Below are 19,437 nucleotides of genomic sequence, written 5' to 3'. Positions count from 1 at the left end.
CTCCTCTTTGTCTTGTTAGTTCTGCTCGAACTGCGCCTGCAGTTCCACCTTGCGGACCTTGCCGGTGGCCGTCATTGGCAGTTCCGCCACCAGGCGGATCTCCGGCACCTTGTAGCTCGCCATATGCTCGCGGCACCAGTGCAGCAGGTCGTCGCCGGAAACGGCGGCATGCTCGGGGCGCAGCCGGATGAAGGCCACGGGCACCTGCCCGCGCTCCGGGTCTGGCCGCGGCACCACGGCCGAGCCGAGCACGGCCGGATGCCGGCCCAGCAGCACTTCCAGCTCGGACGGAAACACGCTCATGCCGCGCACCTTGATCATCTCCTTGCGGCGACCGAGGAAGTGGAGATAGCCGGCCTCGTCGTAGGCGCCGATGTCGCCGGTATGGAACCAGCCGTTGCGGAACACCTCGGCGTTGGCTTCCGGGCGGCCCCAGTAGCCCTTGAACAGCGAGGGGGTGCTGACCACGATCTCGCCTTCCTCGCCCACCGGCAGCACCGCGCCGGTTTCGAAATCGCAAATCTTGATGCGCGTACCGGGCACGGGCAGGCCCACGAAGATCGGGCGGCCGTGCAGGTCCATGTCGTCGGTCTGCATGCCGGTGGTGAAGGTGTCGCTGGTGTGCGTCTCGGTCATGCCCCAGGCACCCTCGGCCAGGATGCCGCCGGTCAGCGCCTGCCACTGGCGGCGCAGGTCCGGCGTGAGCTTGCGGATAAACGACGCCACGCGCGTGTGTTGCAGCGTGCGCAGGTCGTGGCGGGGGAGGTCCGGGTGCTGGAGCAGTTCGACGATGCTGTCCACCACCATGAAGGTCCGGTTCACGCGGTAGCGGTCCACGGCGGCCATCACGGCCGAGGGGTCCCAGCGCGCCAGCAGCACCAGCGTGGCGCCGCTGAAGATCGGGTAGATCAGGCCGAGGTTCTCACCGGCGATCCAGAACATCGGCAGGAAGTTCAGCATCACGTCCGAAGAGGGCTGGGCCGGGTCGCGGCCCGCCTGCCCGCTGGCCACCGCCAGCGAGGCGGCGGCGGTGTAGAGCATGTCCCGCTGCGTGTGCATGCAGCCCTTCGGCATGCCGGTGGTGCCGCCGGTGTAGTTGAGCGCCGCCAGGGCGTCCAGATCTACCTGCGCGTCGCGCACGTTGCCGGTGCACAGGCGCACGGCGGTCATCAGGTCGATGGTGCCGGCGTGCTCGACGGGCGGCGCATCCAGCCCGGCGGGCACCGGCAGCGTCGGCTGGGCCGGCAGGAACTCGCCCGGCGAGGTGCGGAACACCGTGGCCACGGGCGTCTGCGCCTTCACGGCCATCAGCATCGGCACCAGCGAATCGAGCGCGATGACGGTGGTGGCGCCGGCATCGTTCAGCTCGTAGGCCAGCTCGTGTTCCTTGAACAGCGGGTTGACCGGCACGTAGACCGCGCCAATCTTGAGGATCGCGTAGAACACGATATGGAACTGGGGGCAGTTGCCGAGCAGCACGGCCACGCGCTCGCCCGGCCCGGCGCCGTGGCCGCGCAGCAGCTCCGCGCAGCGTTCGCTGAGGTCGTCGAGTTCGGCATAGGTCAGCGTGGTGCCGTAGTAGACCAGCGCCGGGCGGTCTGGCTGCACGCGCGCCCAGGCGCGCAGGGTGTCACCCAGTCCGATCTCGCCGTGCGGGTAGTGCGGGGCGGTAGGCAGGCCAGCCGGCCAGATGCGGGCGTGGCGGGCGTCCAGGTCGGCAAAGAAGGCGGTCTCTTCCATCGTGTCTCCGGGGCGTTGGACGAACAGGGGGTTACCAGGCGTCTACATAGCGGCGCGGCGGGATGTCGCGCGGGGCGGGTTCCAGCCCTGCCAGCAGCCAGCGGCGTGTCTCGGCGGGATCGATCACGGCGTCGATCTCCAGCCCGGCGGCGGCGTTGATCGCGTGGCCGCGCTCGTACATTTGCGCTACCAGCTGTTGATAGAGCGCGTCGCGCTCGGGGCCTTCGGGCAGCGCCTCCAGTTCCTTGCGGAAGCCTAGCCGCACGGCGCCCTCCAGCCCCATCCCGCCGAACTCGCCGGTGGGCCACGAGATGGTGAAGGCCGGCGCGCGGAAGCCGCCGGCTGCCATCGCCATCGCACCGAGTCCGTAGCCCTTGCGCAGCACCACGGCCATGAACGGCACGCGCAGCTTGGCGCCGAGCACGAACAGGCGGGACACGTGCCGCACCTGCGCGCGCGCCTCGATCTCGGGGCCGACCATGAACCCCGGCGTGTCGATCAGCGAGACGATGGGCAGCCCGTGGGTGTCGCACAGTTGCATGAAGCGCGCGGCCTTGTCGGCGGCGTCCACGTCGATAGCGCCGCCGAGGTGGCGCGGGTTGTTGGCGACGATGCCGACCGGGCGCCCCGCGATGCGCGCGAGCGCCGTATGCACGCCCGTGCCGTAGCCGGCGCGCAGTTCGAGCAGGCTGTCCACGTCCGCAATGCCCTGCATGGCCGCCCGCGTGTCGTAGACGCGCAGGCGGTTCTCGGGCACCACGCCGCGCAGCAGCAGCGGGTCGGGCGCCTGCCAGTCCTGCGTGCGGCCCTGGAACATCGACAGATAGTGCTTGGCGGCCTGCACGGCAGCGGCCTCGTTGTCGACGAGCAGGTCCACCACGCCGTTCTGGAACTGCACGGCAGCGGGGCCGATGTCCTCGGGGCGATACACCCCCAGCCCGCCGCCCTCGATCATCGCCGGGCCGGCCATGCCGATGTTGGCGTCGCGTGTGGCGATGATGACGTCGCAGCAGCCGAGCAGTGCGGCATTGCCGGCAAAGCAGCGGCCCGCCGCGATGCCGATCACCGGCACCTCGCCGCTCAGGCTGGCGAACGCCGCGAACGACGGCTGGTAGAGCCCGGCCACGGTCGGGAAATCGACATCGCCGGGCCGGCCGCCGCCACCTTCGGCAAAGATCACCGTGGGCAGCCTCTGGTCCGCGGCGACTTGCAGGATGCGGTCAGTCTTGATGTGGTTGCGCTTGCCCTGCGTGCCGGCCAGCACGGTGGCGTCATAGGCCAGCACCGCGCAGCGGGCTGCCTCGGGTGCGAAGCGGGCGCCGTTGACGCGCCCCGTGCCGGTGATCAGGCCATCGGCAGGGGTGTTGGCGATCAGGTCCTCGGCGCTGCGCCGGCTGGCCTGCGCCGCCACCGCGTAGGCGCCGTACTCGACGAAGCTGTCGGCATCGCACAGGTCCGCCACGTTCTCGCGCGCGGTGCGCTGGGCACGGGCATGGCGCTTGGCCACGGCGTCCGGGCGGGCGGCGTCGGCGAGGAAGGCGTCGCGGTCGAACACGCGCTGCAGGTCTGGTCGTACGGCGCGCGGATCGGCGCCTGCGGTGCGGTGCTGCGCTGCACCGGTGGTCTCCATCGGCTCCAGCACCAGCAGGATCTGGTTCTCGGTGGTCTGCGCGCCGGCGCCGAGGCGCACGTCGATCACGCGGCCGGCGGCCTCGGCGACGATGGTGTGCTCCATCTTCATGGCGTCGAGGATGGCCACGGTCTGGCCCGGCTGCACGATGGCGTCCTCGTTGACGCGCATCTCGACCACACGGCCGTTCATCGGCGCGCGGATGGCGATGAGGCCTTCGCCGGGCGCTGCTTCACTGCCCGCAGCCAGCGCGCTGGCCGGTACGCCGGCGGGCTGGCCGCTGGTGGCATCGCGGGTGGCAGCCGTGGCAGCGATGCGCCTCGCGTGCTCCAGCAGTTCTGGCAGGATCGCCTCGAAATGGCGCGTATGCACGTGCTGGGTGGCGAAGTCCTCGCGCGCGACCAGCGCCCGCAACAGGTCGATATTGGTCGGCACGCCGTCGATGCGGAACTCGGCCAGCGCGCGGCGCAGTCGGCGCACGGCGTCGTCGAAGCGCGGCGCGGCGGCGGTGACGATGAGCTTGGCCAGCAGTGAGTCATAGCCCGGCGGCGGGGCATAGCCGGTGTAGCCGTGGGTATCCACGCGCACGTCCGGGCCGCTGGGCGGATCGAAGCGCTCGAGCCGGCCCTGCGCGGGCCGCGCGAGACCCTGGGCGTCGGTGGCCTCGGCGTTGATCCGTAGCTGGATGGCATAGCCGCGCGGGGCGGGCGGCGCCTGCGGATCGAGCCCCGCCTCGCGCAGCGAGCGGCCCTGCGCGAGGGCAAGCTGCGTCGCCACCAGATCCACGCCGGTGACCTGCTCGGTAATCGTGTGCTCGACCTGAAGGCGCGGGTTCGCTTCGATAAAGACGAAGCCGCGCGGCTCGCCGGCTTCCGTGGTCTCCACGAGGAACTCGAACGTCCCAAGGCTGCGATAGCCCACCTCGCGCGCCATTACGGTGGCGGCATGGAGGATGCGCTCGCGCAGGCCCGCCGTGAGCACCGGGCTCGGGGCGATCTCGACCAGCTTCTGGAAGCGCCGCTGCAGCGTGCAGTCGCGCTCGCCCAGCGCCACCACGTCTCGCCCATCGCCCACGATCTGCACTTCGATATGGCGCGCGCGCTCGACCAGCCGCTCCGCGTAGATCTCGTCCACGCCGAAGGCGCTGCGCGCTTCCGAGCGGCAGCGCGCGTAGGCTTCCGCGAGCGCCTCCGCCTCGCGCACGATGCGCATGCCGCGCCCGCCACCGCCGCCCACGGCTTTCAGCACGATCCCGTTGCCTTGCTGGGCGTGGAAGAACGCCGTGATGGCGTCAAGCGTGGCACCACCGGGCGTGGCGGGCATGACCGGCACGTCGCAGCGCGCCGCCAGTGCCAGCGCGCGGCCCTTGTCGCCGAACAGCCCAAGCTGCTCGGGCGTGGGGCCGACGAAGACGATGCCCGCATCGGCGCACGCCTGCGCAAAGTCGGCCCGCTCGCTCAGGAAGCCGTAGCCGGGGTGAATCGCATCGGCGCCGGTGGCGCGCGCGGCGCCGAGCATCGCGTCGATATCGAGGTAGGCCGCCGGGCCGCTGCCCGGTAGCGCCACCGATTCGTCGGCCAGCATGCGGTGGCGGCACTGGGCGTCGTCGGCGGCGTAGACGGCCACCGTGGCGATGCCAAGATCCTGGGCCGCCCGTTGGACACGCAGCGCAATCTCGCCGCGATTTGCAATCAGAAGCTTCTTCACTGGCTGGATTCCCGAGGTTGACGACGTGGGATGCAAGCCAGACTGTAAGGGGCGGCGGCCACCGGTCACAACGTGAATCGGACACGCATGGCGCAAGTTTCATTACGGCCATGCACGGCCTGTATGACCGGTGCTGCGCTGCGGAACGGCGCTAGCCGTCCTGCATCATGCCCCGCGCCACGGTGGTGAAGTGCTGCACGTGGCGGTCATCGGCGCCCTCGCGCGTGGCCAGCGCAATGCCGATGCGCGCGGCGGGCCGGGGGCTCGACAGCCGCAGGAAGCGCACGCGCCGATTGGTGTAGCGGGCCGTCACGCCGGGCACCAGCGCCACGCCCAGGCCGCTTTCCACCAGACTGACCATGGTCTGCACCTGCACCGCCTCCTGCGTCACGCGCGGCACGAATCCGGCCTGCTGGCACAGCAGCATCGCCACGGCCTGCTGGTTGGGCACCTCGGCGCTCGGATGCATGATGAAGGGCTCGTCGGCCAGTGCCTTGAGCGCGATGGACTCCTGCGCGGCGAAGCGGCTGTCGGCCGGCACGGCGGCCACGAAGGTGTCTTCCTCCAGTGGCGTCAGCGTGAAGGGGCCGGCGCTCAGGATCGGGAAGCGCACGAGGCCGGCATCCACCTGCCCGCGTTCGAGCCGGTCCAGGATCGAGGCCGATGTCGACTCATGCAGGATCAGTTCGATGCCGGGATGCGCCGCGCGGAAGGCCGGAATCAGCCGGGGCAGCAGCGCGTAGGTAGCCGAGCCGATAAAGCCGACGCGCAGCGCGCCGCGCTCGCCATGTGCGGCGGAGAGCGCAGCCGCCCGGGCCTGATCGGCGTGGAACAGCGCGCGCCGGGCATCGGCCAGCGCCGCCTCGCCGGCCTGCGTGAGGCGCACGCCGCGCGTGGTGCGCACGAACAGCGGCGTGCCCAGATCCGCCTCCAGCTTGCGGATGGAGATCGAGAGCGGCGGCTGCGCCATATGCAGGCGCTCGGCCGCCCGGTGGAAGTTGCCGGTTTCGGCGAGCACGACGAATTGCTGGAGTTGGCGCAGGTCCATGGCGAGATGGCGATATCTAATCGATATCGGTTCCTAAAAAACTAATATTAGACGGAAAGGGTTCGCCAGCGGTAACCTCGTCGCTCAAAGCCAAAAGATATAAGGAGACGCCCATGCTGCCGCTGTCAGGCATTCGCGTGGTAGACCTGTCCACGGTCGTGATGGGCCCGTACGCCAGCCAGTGGCTGGCCGACCTGGGCGCCGAGGTCATCAAGGTGGAGCCGCCCGAGGGGGATTCCACGCGTCGCACCGGCCCCGCCACCGAAGACGGCATGTCGGCCATCTTCCTGGGCGTGAACCGCAGCAAGAAGAGCGTGGTGCTGAACCTGAAGCTGCCCGCAGCGCAGGCCGCGCTGCACCGGCTGCTGGCCACGGCGGACGTCTTCATGCACAGCATGCGGCCGCAGAAGCTGGGCAAGCTCGATCTGGACCCCGCCAGCGTGATGGCGCGGCATCCGCAACTGGTCTATGTGAGCCTGCTGGGCTTTGCGGAGGATGGCCCCTACGGCGGGCGCCCCGCGTACGACGACATCATCCAGGGCCTGTCCGGCAATGCCGCGCTGATGGCCGCGCAGACCGGCACGGTGCGTTACTTCCCGACCATCGCAGCGGACAAGACCAGCGGGCTGGTGGCGGCGCTGTCGATCTCGGCGGCGCTCACCGGGCGCGCGCGGCAGGGCGGCAAGGGCTCGATGGTGGAAGTGCCGATGTTCGAGTCGATGGTGGCCTTCAATATGGTCGAGCACCTCTACGGCCAGCATTTCGAGCCGCCGCGCGGCACCGCCGGCTATCCGCGCGTACTGGCGCCGCTGCGCCGGCCCTACCAGACCGCCGACGGCTACGTCTGCATGATGCCGTACACCGACGCGCACTGGCGCGACTTCTTCCGCAGCGCCGGTCGCGACGATCTGGCCGCCGACGCGCGCTTCACCGACATCGCGGCGCGTACGCGCCATATCGAAACCCTCTACGAAATCACCGGCGAACTGGTGAGGGAACGCTCCACGGACGACTGGATCGAGATCTGCGAGGGCCTCCAGATTCCTGTGGCGCGCGTGAACGACCTCGACGAGCTGATCGATGACCCGCACTTGAAAGCCACCGGCTTCTTCGAGCAGGTTAGCGATCCGTCGATGGGCACGCTGCGCTTTCCGGGCGCGCCGGTGCGCTTCGACGGCGAGCGCGCCCGTGCGGCGCTGCCGCCCCGGCTCGGCGAGCACACGCGCGCTGTGCTCGGCGAGGCTGGGCTGGACGCGCAGGACATCGACGCCCTGACGCGCGACGGCGCGGCGTTCGCAGCCAAGCCGCGCTGATACCCCCATTCCAAAGAAGATCCACAAGGAGACGAACATGACCCAAGCACAGCCCAAGCGCCTCGGGCAGGGCTACTACTGGCAGGACATCGAGGTCGGGCAGGTTTTCGAGACCTTCCGCCGCACCGTGACGGAGACCGATCTGGTCAACTTCATCTCCACCACCGGCATGCTGGAGGCCATCTTCATCGAAGCCGGCTACGAGGGCGGTGCGATCCAGGGCCGCCCGGTGCCGGCCGCGCTGACCTACGCGCTGATCGAAGGCTTCATCCTGCAGACCATGATCCAGGGCACCGGGCTGGCGATGCTGGAACTGACGCAGAAGATCCACGGCCCGGTGGTGGTAGGCGACACGATCCGCGCCACCGTGACCGTGACCGGCATCCGCCCGACGTCGAAGAGCGGCCGCGCGGTGGTGGATTCGAGCATCGAGGTCTTCAACCAGCGCAACGAGCTGGTGATGACCTACACCGCGCGCCGCCTGCTGGCAGGGCGCTAGCCCGCCGGCGGCGGCCCCCACGCATACCCAGGAGGAGACAACATGCCAGTTCAGAGCAAAAATGCCAGGCATCACCCCACGCTGCGACGCGTCTGCGCCGTCGCCGCGCTGGTCTGCGCGCCGGTCGCCATGTCGGCGCACGCGGCGGAATTTCCCGATCATCCGATCAAGCTCGTGGTGCCGTTCCCGCCGGGCGGCCCGACCGACCTCGTCTCGCGCGTGATCGCCAAGAAGATGTCGGAAGACCTTGGCCAGCAGGTGGTGGTGGACAACCGCCCCGGCGCCAACGGCAATATCGGCGGCGAGATGGTCGCCAAGGCGCCCGCCGATGGCTACACGGTGCTGTACAACACCTCGTCCATCGCACTGAGTCCGGCGCTGTACAAGAAGCTGCCCTACGACGTGAAGCGCGACTTCGCGCCGGTGGCGATGACCGCCATGGTGCCGCTGGTGCTGGAGGTGAACGCGAAGGTGCCTGCGAACACCGTGGCCGAGTTCGTCAGCTGGCTCAAGGCCAACCCCGGCAAGATGACCTACGGGTCGGCCGGCAACGGTAATGTCACGCATCTGGCCGCTTTCCTGTTCCTGCAGGCCAACGGGCTGGACGCGGTCCACGCACCCTACAAGGGCAGCGCGCCGGCCCTGACCGACCTTGCCGGCGGGCAGGTGCAGTTCATGACGGACACGATCAACTCGTCGCTGCCGTTCATCCGCGACAAGCGCATGAAGGCGCTGGCGGTGACCAGCCTCACGCGCAGCTCGCAACTGCCGGACGTGCCGACCGTGGCCGAAACCGTCATGCCGGGCTTCGAGGTGGGCGCCTGGCAGGGCATGATGGTCCCGGCCAAGACGCCGCCCGAGATCGTCAAGAAGCTCAATGCCGCCACGCTGAAGGCGCTGGCCGCGCCCGAGGTACGTGCCAGCCTGGCCGCGCAGGGCGCCGAGCCGCGCGGGACCAGCCCCGAGGCCTACGGCAAGTACGTGGCCCAGGAGCTGGATCGCTGGCGCAAGGTGGTCAAGGATTCCGGCGTCACGCTGGACTGAAACAGGAGTTCGATGTGAGTGCGCTGTTCGCAACGTTCCAGCTCACGGCGCTGCCGCCGCAGGCTGCGGCCTTCCGTGCCGAGGTCAAGGCCTTCCTCGCCGAACATCTGCCCGCGCTGCCGCCCGATGTGCGCGCGCGCTCGTGGATGGGCTTCGACGCCAGCTTCAGCCGTGCGTTGGCGCGGCGCGGCTGGGTGGGGATCACGCTGCCGGCGGCCTACGGCGGCGCCGGGCTCGACGCCTTTTCGCGCTTCGTACTCGTGGAGGAGCTGCTGGCATGCGGCGCGCCGGTCTCCGCGCACTGGATCGCAGACCGGCAGAGCGGGCCGCTGATCCTGCGCTACGGCAACGACGCCCAGCGCGCCTTCTACCTGCCGCGTATCTGCCGCGGCGAGGCGTTCTTCTGCATCGGCATGAGCGAGCCGAACGCCGGCTCCGATCTCGCCAGCGTCAGCACGCGCGCGGTGCCGCTGCCGGAAGGCGGCTGGCGGCTGAACGGCCGCAAGATCTGGACGACCAATGCCGACCGCTGCCAGTACATGCTGGCGCTGGTGCGCACCTCGGGCGAGGTGGGCGACCGCCAGAAGGGCCTGTCGCAGGTCATCGTGGACCTTGCCGCGCCGGGCATCACGATCCGGCCGATCCACGACCTGGCTGGCGACGCGCATTTCTCGGAAGTGAGCTTCGAGGATGTGACCCTGCCGCCCGATGCGCTGGTGGGGCAGGAAGGCGCGGGCTGGGAGCAGGTCAACGCGGAGCTGGCTTTCGAGCGTAGTGGCCCGGAGCGGCTCTATTCGAGCGTGGTGCTGCTCGATGCATGGATTGCCGCGCTGCGCCGGCTGCCGTCGATCCGGCGCGACACGGTCACCGTCGGGCGGCTGGTCGGCCGGCTCGCCACGCTGCGCGCGATGTCGCTGGCGGTGACGGCGCGGCTCGCCGCCGGGGAAAGCCCGCTGGTGGAGGCCGCGCTGGTCAAGGACCTCGGCACCGAGCTGGAGCAGTCGGTGGGCGCGCTGGCCGAAGCGGCGCTCGGGGAGGATCCGGAACTGGCCGCCGACACGGCGCTGTATCGCACGGCGGCCTACGTCAGCCAGATTTCGCCGACCTATTCGCTGCGGGGCGGCACCCGCGAGATCCTGCGCGGCATGATCGCGCGCGGGCTTGGCCTGCGCTGAAGGAGTTTCGAGATGGATAACGCCTATTCCGACGCGCTGACGGCCCTGCTGCGCGACCACTGCACGCCGGCGCATGTGCGCGCCGTGGAAGCGGGGCAGGGCGCGGCGTCGCTGTGGAACGTGCTGCGCGACAGCGGCTTTGCGGACTGCCTGCTGCCCGAGGACGCCGGTGGCGCGGGGCTCTCGCTGGCGGACGTCGCCCCGCTGTTCTTTACGATGGGCTGGCACGCGATGCCGTTGCCGCTCGCGCAGACGATGTTCGCGCGGGCCGTGCTGCACCGGGCCGGCATCGAATTGCCGGAAGGGCCGATCGCGCTGGCGACGTTTGACGGCGCGCCGCGTACCCATGCGCCGGGTGGGGCGACTGCCGCGTGGTTCGTCGTGCAGGACGGCGGTCAGGGCGCGCTGGTCGCCCGCGAGGCAGCGGATGTATCCGAGACCGGCGTGCACGGCGACCTGACGGTCTCCATCGGCCGCTCCCCGTCAACAACCTTTCCGCTGGCGCCGGGGCTGCTGCGCACGTTGGGCGCCTGCCTGCACGCCGCGCAGATGGCCGGCGCGATGGCGCGCGTCTTCGACATGACCTTGCAGTACGCCAACGACCGCGCGCAGTTCGGGCGGCCCATTGGCAAGTTCCAGGCGATCCAGCATCAGGTCAGCGTGATGGCCGAGCAGGTGGCGGCGGCGCGCGTGGCAGCGCAGATCGCGTGCGCGTCGGACGACGCCTGGCCGGACCGCATGCGCGCAGCGGTGGGCAAGCTCAATGCCAGCGAGGCGGTGACCCCGGTGACCGGCAGCGCCCACGCCGTGCACGGGGCGATGGGCGTGACCGAGGAATACGACCTGCAACTGTTCACGCGCCGCCTGCACGCGTGGCGGCTGGCCGATGGCTCGGAGCGCTACTGGGGCCGGGAGATCGGCGAAGCGGCGTGCGCGGCGGATGCCGGCACGGTCGACCTGATCCGGTCGTGGAGTACCGACGCGGCTTGACCCCGGACTTCGCTTGAGGTGCCCGCCCTCTCCCCCGGCCCCTCTCCCGGAGGGAGAGGGGAGGAACACCGCCGGTTTGCTCCCCTCGCCCGCTTGCGGGAGAGGGGCCGGGGGAGAGGGGAGGAACACCGCCGGTTTGCTCCCCTCGCCCGCTTGCGGGAGAGGGGCCGGGGGAGAGGGGAGGAACACCGCCGGTTTGCTACCCTCGCCCGCTTGCGGGAGAGGGCCGGAGGGAGAGGGGAGGAACACCGCCGGTTTGCTCCCCTCGCCCGCTTGCGGGAGAGGGGCCGGGGGAGAGGGGCAGCGCGTCAAACTGACGGCACGGTCTCGCGCATCGACGCGCGCTGGTCGAATGTGGCGAACCATTGCGCCAGCGCTGGCGCCTGCGCGCGCCAGTCACGTTCCTGAAAGCGGAAGTCGAGATAGCCCAGCGCGCAGCCGATGGCGACATGCCCGAGCGATACGGCTGACTCGCGCAAGGTGGCCGCTTCGCCGTCGAGCACCGCCAGTGTCGCCGCCAGCTTGGCGGCCCAGGCGTCAAGGATGGGTGCCGATTGCTGCGCCGTCGGGCGTAGCCGCTCGTTGCGCCACAAGACCAGCAGATCGGTCAGCCCATGGCCGACGCCGTGCCAGCGCAGCGCGCGCAGGCGGGCCGCGCGCTCCTGCGGCACCAGCGCCGAGCCGGCCGCGAGGTATTCGCAGATCAGCGTCGATTCGGACAGCACGCCGCCGTCCTCCAGCACCAGCGTCGGGATCTTGTTGAGCGGGTTCACGCCCATCACGTCTGCGTTGCAGGCGGTCATGGCCACCACGGCGTCCGTGCAGCGGATGCGGTCGGCGATGCCCAGTTCGTGCGCGGTCACCATCACGCGCCGCACGAACGGCGAGCGGGGCGACCAGTACAGCGTCATCGTGCCCATGTCATTCTCCGTGGATGTTGTGTTCCTTGACCACGCGGCCCCACTTGGCGGTGTCGTTGCGGATCAGCGTGGTGAACTCGGCGGCGCTGCCAGGGGCGGGGACCAGACCAAGTTGTTCAAGGTTTGTGCGCACGCCGGGGTTGTCCAGCGTGCGGCGCAGGGCCTCGTTCACGCGCTTCACCACATCAGGCGGCGTGCCGGCTGGCCCCATCATCCCGTACCAGTTGCTGGCCTCTACGTTGGCGATGCCCAGCTCGCCGAGCGTCGGCACATCGGGCAGGAAGCCGAGCCGCTTCGGCGCCGCCACGCCAATCGGCCGCAGCCGCTTGCTGGTGATGAACGGCATCAGCCCGGACGCATCGCCAAAGAACGCATCCACCTGACCGCCGAGCGTGTCGGTGATGGCTGGTGCAGCGCCCTTGTACGCCACGTGCAGGAAGTTCACGCGCGTGGCTGCCTTGAACAGCTCGATGGTCATATGCGGCATGCTGCCGACGCCGGTGGACGCCAGGCTCGGCGGCTTGGCCGCCTGCTGCGCCTGCTTGACGAATGCCGCAGCGTTGGCGGCGGGCGCGTCGGGCTTCACGACCAGCACTTCGGGCGTGTTCACCACCAGCGAGATCGGCGCCAGGTCCTTCTGCGGGTTGTAGGGCAGGCTGGCGTAGAGCGACGGGTTGATGACGATGGCCCCGGCGCTGGTCAGGAACAGCACCGAGCCATCGGTGGGCGACTTCGCCACGAAGCTCGCCGCGATGGCGCCGTTGGCGCCGGGGCGGTTGTCGATGACGACGGTCTGCTTGAGTTCGAGTTCCAGCTGGCGCGAGATGGCGCGCGCCAGCGAATCAGCAGGGCCGCCGGCCGGGAATGCGACAACGAGCCGCGTGATGGGCGCCGCGTGGGCGACGGGTGCAGTGGCAAGGGTGGCCAGCGTGGCCAGGGCCGCGAGCGCGAACGCCGGGGCAAGCATGCGGATGCGCATGGGGGTCTCCTCCAGATTGACAGGGTCGGTGGCGCGCGGGTCTAGCCGCCCACGGCGCCTTGCGTGTTGACGTACAGCGAATAGATCGACGTGCAGGACGCCATGAACAGCCGGTTGCGATGCCGCCCGCCGAAGCAGAGGTTGGCGCAGCGCTCGGGCAGCGAGATATGGCCGATGGCCTCGCCCTGTGGCGAGAACACGCGCACGCCGTCCAGTTCCGGCGTGCCCATGCCCCAGCCGCACCAGAGGTTGCCGTCCACGTCCACGCGGAAGCCGTCCGGCGTGCCGGGGCCGGCATCGACCAGCACGCGCGACTCGCCGAGCCGGCTGCCGTCGCCGCTGACCTGGAAGGCGCGGATGCGGCGCGGGCGGGCGCGCGATTCGATCACGTACAGCGTGGATTCGTCGGGCGAGAAGGCCAGGCCGTTCGGCCCGCTGACGTCGTCGGCCATCACGGTGGCGGTGCCGGTAGCGGGATCAAAGCGGTAGATGCGCTCCGGCTGCTCGGCTTGCGCGCGCTCGCCCTGGTAGTAGCCGGCGATGCCGAACGGCGGATCGGTGAACCAGATCGAGCCGTCGGACTTCACCACCACGTCATTGGGCGAGTTGAGCGGCTTGCCGTCGACGCTGTCAATCAGCACCGTGATGCGCCCGTCATACTCGGTGCGCGTGATGCGGCGGCCACCGTGCTCGCAGGTGATCAGGCGGCCCTGGCGGTCACGCGTGTTGCCGTTCGCATGGCCGGAGGGCGCGCGGAACACGCTTACCGCGCCGGTTTCTTCCTCCCACTTCATGATGCGGTTGTTCGGGATATCGCTCCAGAGCAGGTAGCGGCCATCGCCGAACCAGACCGGGCCTTCGTTCCAGCGCCCGCCGGTGGCAATACGCTCCACGGCGGCCAGCACCAGGCGGTAGTGCTCGAAGGCGGGCTGCAGGACCTGGACGGCGGCGTCCGGATAGCGGCCGATCGGCATGCGGTCGTTGTCGTGCATGGGGGTTCCTGTGTCAGGCATAGAGCCGGGCGGGGTTGTGGCGCAGCACGGCGTCGGCGGTGGCGGCGTCGCCGCACAGCGCGCGAATCCAGGCCAGCAGTTGCGCCTCGTCGGGCCGGGGATAGCGGATGTTCGGGTGCGGCCAGTCGGTGCCCCAGATCGCGCGGTCCGGCGCGGTGTCCAGCAGGGCGCGCGCCACGCGCACGGCATCGAGATAGGGCGCGATGCCGTCGGTGATGCGGTCAGGCCCGGAGAGCTTGATCCACAGGTGGGGCAGGGCGAGGGTCTCCTGGAGCCGCGCGAAGCTGGCATAGGCCACGCCGTCGCGCGCCTGCACGCGTGCCATGTGGTCGATCACGAGCGGTACGCCCAGCGGGGCCAGCACCGCGAGCGCGCCCAGTACATCGTCGATCTGGCCGTGTAGCAGCGCGTGCCAGCCGTACGGGCGAATCCGCTCCAGCACGGCGCGCATCTGGCCCATGTCCGGCGCGCCGCCGAGGTGGGACATCAGGCCGAGGCGGATGCCCCGTACACCGCGCGCCGCCATGTCGGCAAGCTGGGCTTCGTCGATATCGGGATCGATGGTCGCAATGCCGCGATAGGCCCCGTCGGTCGTATCCAGCGCGGCAAGCAGCGCGCTGTGATCGTTGCCATAGCAGGCGCCCTGCACGATCACGCCATGGGCGATGCCGAGCGCGGCGTGGATCGCCCGGATCTCGGCAAACGGCGCGGGCGGCGGCGTGTAGATGGGGTTGGGTGGCAGCGGATGGGCGTCGTAGGGGCCAAAGATATGGAAGTGGCAGTCCCAGATGCCCGAGGTGCTGGCGGCAGAAGTCGGCATATTGGTGTCAGTCGGAGCGCGCGCCGGTTTCCTTGACCACGCGGGTCCAGCGCGCATATTCGTTGCGGATCAGCGCGCCGTACTGCTCTGGCGTGCCGCCGGTGGCTTCGGCGCCCTGCGCGTGCAGCGCGGCGAGCGTGTCGGGGTCCTTCAATACGGCGGCCACCTCGCGGTGAATCCGTGTAACGACGGTAGTGGGCAGGCCGCGCGGCGCCACGATGCCCTGCCACGTGCCGGAGTCGAACCCGGGCGCGATGGTTTCGGCCAGCGTGGGCACATCGGGCAGCACGGAGACGCGCCGCGCCGTGGTGGCCGCAATCGCGCGCAGCCTGCCGTCCTGGATGAACGGCAGCGCGGCGTTGAGGCTGCCGGACATCATGAAGTCCAGCCGGCCGGAAAGCAGGTCTGGCAGCGCGGCGGCGTTGCCCTTGTAGGGGATATGGTTGAACTGCGTGCCCGTGCGCGCGGCAAACAGCACGCTGGTCAGGTGGTCGATGGTGCCGTTGCCGGACGAGCCGAAGCTCATCTGCCCGGGCCGCGCCTTCAGTTGTGCGAGGAAGTCCTTGGGCGTGCGGATCGGCGAGGCGGCGTTGACGATCACCACCAGCGGCACCGTGGCCACGTACGCCACCGGCGTGAAGATCTCGGTCGGATTCAGCGCGGGCTTCTGGAACAGCGCCGGCGAGATGGCGATCGACGAGCTGTTGTAGAGCAGCGTGTAGCCGTCCGCGGCGGACTTGGCGACCTGCTCCGCCGCGATATTGCCGCCCGCGCCGGGCCGGTTCTCGACCACGACCTGCTGGCCCAGCCGTTCCCCAAGCTTGCGCGCGATCACGCGGGCGATGATGTCGGTGGGGCCGCCCGGCGAGAACGCCACGACCATGCGGATCGGCTTGTCGGGGTAGGTGTCGGCCTGGGCGGCCTGCGCGAAAGAGGGAAGGCCGAGGCTGGCCGCCAGGAACGTGGCCAGCAGGATGCGTCGCCGGGAAGCGGCGGCGCGCGGTGTCGATGCCATGAGCGGGTGTCTCCTCTATCTGTTTTTATATGCGGCGCGTCTTGTCGCTCAGTCGCAGCGCACGCTCATCCCGCCATCGACAACGATCTCGGTGCCGGTGACGAAGCGTGCTTCGTCCGAGGCGAGGAACAGGGCTGCGTTGGCGGTGTCGCGCCCGTCGCCCATGAAACCGAGCGGGATGCGGGCCTGGCGCTGGGCCAGCAGGGCGTCCACGTTGCCGCCGGCGCGCTGGCCGGCCAGGCGGGCTTCGACCATCGGCGTATGCATCTGGCCGGGAATCACGGTGTTCACGCGTACGCGTTTCGGGGCGTACTGCACGGCCACCACGCGCGAAAACTGGATCACGGCGGCCTTGGCCGAGGCGTAGCCCACCTGCGCGGCGCCAGTCCAGCGGATGCCGGAGGTGGACGCGGTGTTGACGATGGCGCCGCCGCCCTGTGCCTCCATGTGCGGCAGCACGGCCTTGCAGGTCAGGAACACGCTCTTGAGGTTGAAGTCGAGCTGGGCGTCCCAGGTCTCCTCGCTCAGTTCCACGGGGCCGCCCTTGGCCGAGCCGCCCACGTTGTTGACCAGCACGTCCACCCGGCCGAAGCGGGCGATACAGGCATCGACCATGGCGTTGACCGCGGTGGCGTCGGTCACGTCGCAGCAATGGGCTTCCACGTCGCCGTCGATGGCGCGCACGCGCTCCAGGGTTTCGGCCATGGCGTCGGCGCTCTTGTCCACAGCGAAGATGTGCGCGCCTTCCTCGGCAAACCGCACGGCAACGGCGCGGCCGTTGCCCCAGCCCGGGCCGACGCAGCCCGCGCCGGTCACGATGACGACTTTGCCTTCGAGTCTCTTGGACGATGTGGATGACATGTTTCGGGATTCCTGTTCAGAGCGGATCGAGTTCGCTGGGCGTGCCTTCGGGCGGCACCACCTCGAACGCGTTGATGGTCATCGAGATCAGCGTGTAGTAGCCGGCGAGGCCGACGAGGTCCACCACGCCGTCCTGGCCGAGCACGTCGATGGCGTGCTTGTAGAGCGTGTCGGGAATGCGGCGCGTCTGGTCGAGGCTCTGCATCACGGCATGGACCACGGCCTCGTCCTCGTTGGCGAAAGCCGGGGTGCGGCCGGTGCGGATGGCTTCGACCACCTCAGGCGGCACGCCGGCCTTCAGCGCCAACGGCTTGTGGGCGTACCACTCGTACTCGGCGCGCCAGGCGCGGGCCATGCAGAGGATGGCCAGCTCGGACAGGCGCGGCGGCAGGGAGGAGTCGTAGCGGCAGTACTGGCCCAGCGCCTGGGCGGTGGCGGCGAGCTGGGGGCGTTGCAGCCAGACCGCCAGCGGTCCGCGGACGCCACCGCGCGGGCCGCCGGCAATGGTGTCGTGCACGGCGCGCTGGGCAGGGGTCATGGCGTCCAACGCCAGGGTGGGGATGCGGGGCATTGCGCCTGTCTCCGGAATTGTAGGGTTGTCTTGGAATCCGGCCATTGTGCAAATGGCGTTTGGATGCGTCCAATATATTTTTGGGAACAGACTGATTCCAAAATAGAATGACTGGCGCCGCTGTCCGGTGGCGCACGCAAGGGGGCGGGGAAGCATGAAAGCGACGATGGAGATTCGGGACCTGCGCATGTTCATGGCGCTGGCGGAGGAACTGCATTTCGGCCGCGCGGCGGAGCGGCTGCGCATCTCGCAGCCGCCGCTGACCAAGCACATCCAGCAGCTCGAGGAACAGCTTGGCGTGATGCTGTTCGACCGCAACAAGCGCAGTGTGCGGCTGACGCCGGCCGGCGCGGCGCTGGTGCAGGAGGCGCGGCGCATCCTGAATCAGGCCGAGGTGGCCTTGCAGGTGGTGCGGCGCGCACAGCAGGGCGAGACCGGCACGCTGCGCATCGGCTTCGTGGCGGCAGTGGTCTACATCGGCATCGAGGCGCTGTTCGCCCGGCTGCATCGCGAACTGGCGGGCGTGGAAACGGTGTGGGAGGAGATGGGCTCGTCAGAGCAGGTGGAGGCGCTGCGCAAGGACCGCATCGACCTGGGCTTCGCGCAGGTGCCGATGGGAGTGGGCGAGATGGCGGCGCACCTCGTGGCCAGTGTGCCGCTGGCGGCGGCGCTGCCCGCCACGCACCGGCTGGCCGGTCGGGCGAAGATCGACGTGGCGGCGCTGGCCGACGAGCCGTTCATCGTGATTCCCCGGGAGAGCGCGCCGGGCTACTTCGACCTGACGGCGGCCACCTGCCTGGCCGGCGGCTTCAGCCCGAACTTCCGCCACTACGCCAAGCACCTGCTGTCCGTCATCAGCCTGGTGGCGCTGGGCCGGGGCGTGGCGCTGGTGCCGCGCACGCTCGGCACGGCGGCGGTGCCCGGTGTGGTGCTCAAGCCGCTCACCGGGGCGCCGGCGCACGCGCAGTACTCGGCGATCTGGCATCCGGGGAACCCGTCGCCGGTGCTGGCGCGTGCGGTGGATTTGCTGGGGGCGGGCGGCCTCAGATGATCGTATCGACCACGCCGCCATCCACCCGCAGCGCCGCGCCGGTGGTGGCCGATGCCTGCTTCGAGCACGCGTAGACGATGATATTGGCCACTTCCTCCACCGTGGCCGCGCGCTGGATCAGCGACGAGCTGCGGTGCGCCTTGACGAAGTCGGCCGCCACTTCCTCGGCGCTCTTGCCGGTCTTGGCAATCTCGTCCTTGAGCATTGCCTCCACCCCTTCGGACAGCGTCGGCCCCGGCAGCACCGCGTTGACCGTCACGCCGGTGCCCGCCAGCCGCTTGGCCAGCCCACGCGAGATGGCCAGCTGGGCGGTCTTGGTGACCCCATAGTGGATCATTTCCACCGGGATATTGATCCCGGACTCCGACGCGATGAACACGATCCGGCCCCATTTCCGGGTGGCCATGCCTTGGGCGTAGGCGCGCGAGAGCCGCACGCCGGTCAGCACGTTGACGTCGAAGAAGCGCGTCCATTCGCTGTCGGGGATGTCGAAGAAGTCCTGCGGCTGGAAGATGCCGAGGTTGTTCACGAGGATGTCGAGGTCGGGATGGGTGCCGACGAGCTTGTCGCACACCGCCGCATCGACCAGATCGCCGGCAAAGCCTACCGCCTGGGCGTCTGGCACGGCGGCTTTCAGCTTGGCCAGCGCCTGTTCCACGCTGGCGCTGCTGCGGCCGTTGACGATGACGCGCGCGCCGGCCTCGGCGAGCCCCTTGGCCGTGGCAAAGCCGATGCCGGCCGTGGAACCCGTGACGAGGGCGGTCTTGCCCGATAGATCGATCTTCATGGCGACTCCATTCAACTGGGTGGAAAGAAAGGAACGGGCCCCGCGCGGGGCAACCCGACAAGTGTAGGAGGAAATGAAAAGGGCCGCGTTGCCGCGGCCCTTCCGTCACTGAGTCACTGGCTGTCCGGTATTAGTGGAACAGCTTCAGCGCCTGGGTGATGGTGTTGGACACCCCCCAGACCAGCGGCACCAGCACATAGAGCCAGAACACCGCCAGCAGACCCGTATTGGTCGGTTGCGCGTTGAGAGATTGGTTTTCCATGGATGACTCCGT

18 protein-coding genes are annotated in these 19,437 nt (G+C 69.6%); 6 read left to right on the top strand and 12 right to left on the bottom strand.

What is annotated here, in order from left to right; translation table 11 throughout:
- Positions 1-15: 15 nt before the first annotated feature.
- The 3 genes from AC1EJR_RS05335 to AC1EJR_RS05325 form a co-directional block, all read right to left on the bottom strand.
- Complete coding sequence (locus AC1EJR_RS05335; RefSeq protein WP_477113072.1) at positions 16-1,740, bottom strand: AMP-binding protein; 1,725 nt, start codon at positions 1,738-1,740, stop codon at positions 16-18.
- Between the two features lie 31 nt (positions 1,741-1,771).
- Positions 1,772-5,077, bottom strand: coding sequence for an acetyl-CoA carboxylase family protein (locus tag AC1EJR_RS05330; protein ID WP_477146882.1), 3,306 nt, complete (start codon positions 5,075-5,077; stop codon positions 1,772-1,774).
- Between the two features lie 151 nt (positions 5,078-5,228).
- The gene (locus AC1EJR_RS05325; protein ID WP_092294676.1) at positions 5,229-6,125 is read right to left on the bottom strand and encodes a LysR family transcriptional regulator; all 897 of its coding nucleotides are present in this window, start codon (positions 6,123-6,125) and stop codon (positions 5,229-5,231) included.
- A gap of 113 nt (positions 6,126-6,238) precedes the next feature.
- On the opposite strand from AC1EJR_RS05325, the gene AC1EJR_RS05320 reads away from it, so the two are divergent.
- From AC1EJR_RS05320 to AC1EJR_RS05300, 5 genes are read left to right on the top strand one after another with little or no spacing between them, the layout of a single operon-like run.
- A complete protein-coding gene (locus tag AC1EJR_RS05320; protein ID WP_441643735.1) occupies positions 6,239-7,438 on the top strand; it encodes a CaiB/BaiF CoA transferase family protein in 1,200 nt (399 codons plus the stop codon).
- Positions 7,439-7,475: 37 nt separating this feature from the next.
- Positions 7,476-7,937, top strand: a complete 462-nt coding sequence (locus AC1EJR_RS05315) for a MaoC family dehydratase (protein ID WP_092294680.1) — start codon at positions 7,476-7,478, stop codon at positions 7,935-7,937.
- Between the two features lie 42 nt (positions 7,938-7,979).
- Complete coding sequence (locus AC1EJR_RS05310; protein ID WP_441643734.1) at positions 7,980-8,981, top strand: Bug family tripartite tricarboxylate transporter substrate binding protein; 1,002 nt, start codon at positions 7,980-7,982, stop codon at positions 8,979-8,981.
- A 14-nt stretch (positions 8,982-8,995) separates the two neighbouring features.
- A complete protein-coding gene (locus AC1EJR_RS05305) occupies positions 8,996-10,156 on the top strand; it encodes an acyl-CoA dehydrogenase family protein (protein ID WP_092294684.1) in 1,161 nt (386 codons plus the stop codon).
- A 12-nt stretch (positions 10,157-10,168) separates the two neighbouring features.
- Positions 10,169-11,146, top strand: a complete 978-nt coding sequence (locus AC1EJR_RS05300) for an acyl-CoA dehydrogenase family protein (RefSeq protein ID WP_441592796.1) — start codon at positions 10,169-10,171, stop codon at positions 11,144-11,146.
- A 308-nt stretch (positions 11,147-11,454) separates the two neighbouring features.
- Here AC1EJR_RS05300 and AC1EJR_RS05295 read toward each other — a convergent pair whose 3' ends face one another.
- From AC1EJR_RS05295 to AC1EJR_RS05265, 7 genes are read right to left on the bottom strand one after another with little or no spacing between them, the layout of a single operon-like run.
- Positions 11,455-12,066, bottom strand: coding sequence for a glutathione S-transferase family protein (locus AC1EJR_RS05295; protein ID WP_477113070.1), 612 nt, complete (start codon positions 12,064-12,066; stop codon positions 11,455-11,457).
- 1 nt (position 12,067) lies between these two features.
- The gene (locus AC1EJR_RS05290) at positions 12,068-13,045 is read right to left on the bottom strand and encodes a Bug family tripartite tricarboxylate transporter substrate binding protein (protein WP_477113069.1); all 978 of its coding nucleotides are present in this window, start codon (positions 13,043-13,045) and stop codon (positions 12,068-12,070) included.
- 41 nt (positions 13,046-13,086) lie between these two features.
- Positions 13,087-14,037, bottom strand: coding sequence for an SMP-30/gluconolactonase/LRE family protein (locus AC1EJR_RS05285; protein WP_092294688.1), 951 nt, complete (start codon positions 14,035-14,037; stop codon positions 13,087-13,089).
- Between the two features lie 13 nt (positions 14,038-14,050).
- A complete protein-coding gene (locus AC1EJR_RS05280) occupies positions 14,051-14,878 on the bottom strand; it encodes an amidohydrolase family protein (RefSeq protein WP_177219916.1) in 828 nt (275 codons plus the stop codon).
- Positions 14,879-14,885: 7 nt separating this feature from the next.
- Positions 14,886-15,893: a Bug family tripartite tricarboxylate transporter substrate binding protein gene (locus AC1EJR_RS05275; RefSeq protein ID WP_092294692.1), complete on the bottom strand. Its 1,008-nt coding sequence runs from the start codon at positions 15,891-15,893 to the stop codon at positions 14,886-14,888.
- A gap of 48 nt (positions 15,894-15,941) precedes the next feature.
- Positions 15,942-16,754 carry an SDR family NAD(P)-dependent oxidoreductase gene (locus AC1EJR_RS05270; RefSeq protein WP_477113068.1) on the bottom strand — a complete coding sequence of 271 codons (813 nt, stop codon included), beginning with the start codon at positions 16,752-16,754 and terminating at the stop codon, positions 15,942-15,944.
- A 16-nt stretch (positions 16,755-16,770) separates the two neighbouring features.
- Complete coding sequence (locus AC1EJR_RS05265) at positions 16,771-17,325, bottom strand: carboxymuconolactone decarboxylase family protein (protein WP_441592792.1); 555 nt, start codon at positions 17,323-17,325, stop codon at positions 16,771-16,773.
- 154 nt (positions 17,326-17,479) lie between these two features.
- Here AC1EJR_RS05265 and AC1EJR_RS05260 point away from each other — a divergent pair, with 154 nt between their 5' ends.
- Complete coding sequence (locus AC1EJR_RS05260) at positions 17,480-18,376, top strand: LysR family transcriptional regulator (RefSeq protein ID WP_454757958.1); 897 nt, start codon at positions 17,480-17,482, stop codon at positions 18,374-18,376.
- On the opposite strand, the gene AC1EJR_RS05255 is transcribed toward AC1EJR_RS05260, so the two are convergent.
- Entirely contained in the window at positions 18,369-19,163 is a 795-nt protein-coding gene (locus tag AC1EJR_RS05255) for an SDR family NAD(P)-dependent oxidoreductase (protein WP_092294700.1), read from the bottom strand. The genes AC1EJR_RS05260 and AC1EJR_RS05255 overlap by 8 nt on opposite strands.
- A gap of 130 nt (positions 19,164-19,293) precedes the next feature.
- Positions 19,294-19,425, bottom strand: a complete 132-nt coding sequence (locus AC1EJR_RS05250; protein WP_092294702.1) for an MFS transporter small subunit — start codon at positions 19,423-19,425, stop codon at positions 19,294-19,296.
- Positions 19,426-19,437 lie beyond the last annotated feature (12 nt).

Source organism: Cupriavidus sp. 05T42 (genome assembly GCF_056396345.1).
The sequence above is the reverse complement of the archived record's forward strand: the minus strand, read 5'-3'. Positions and strand labels throughout refer to the sequence as shown.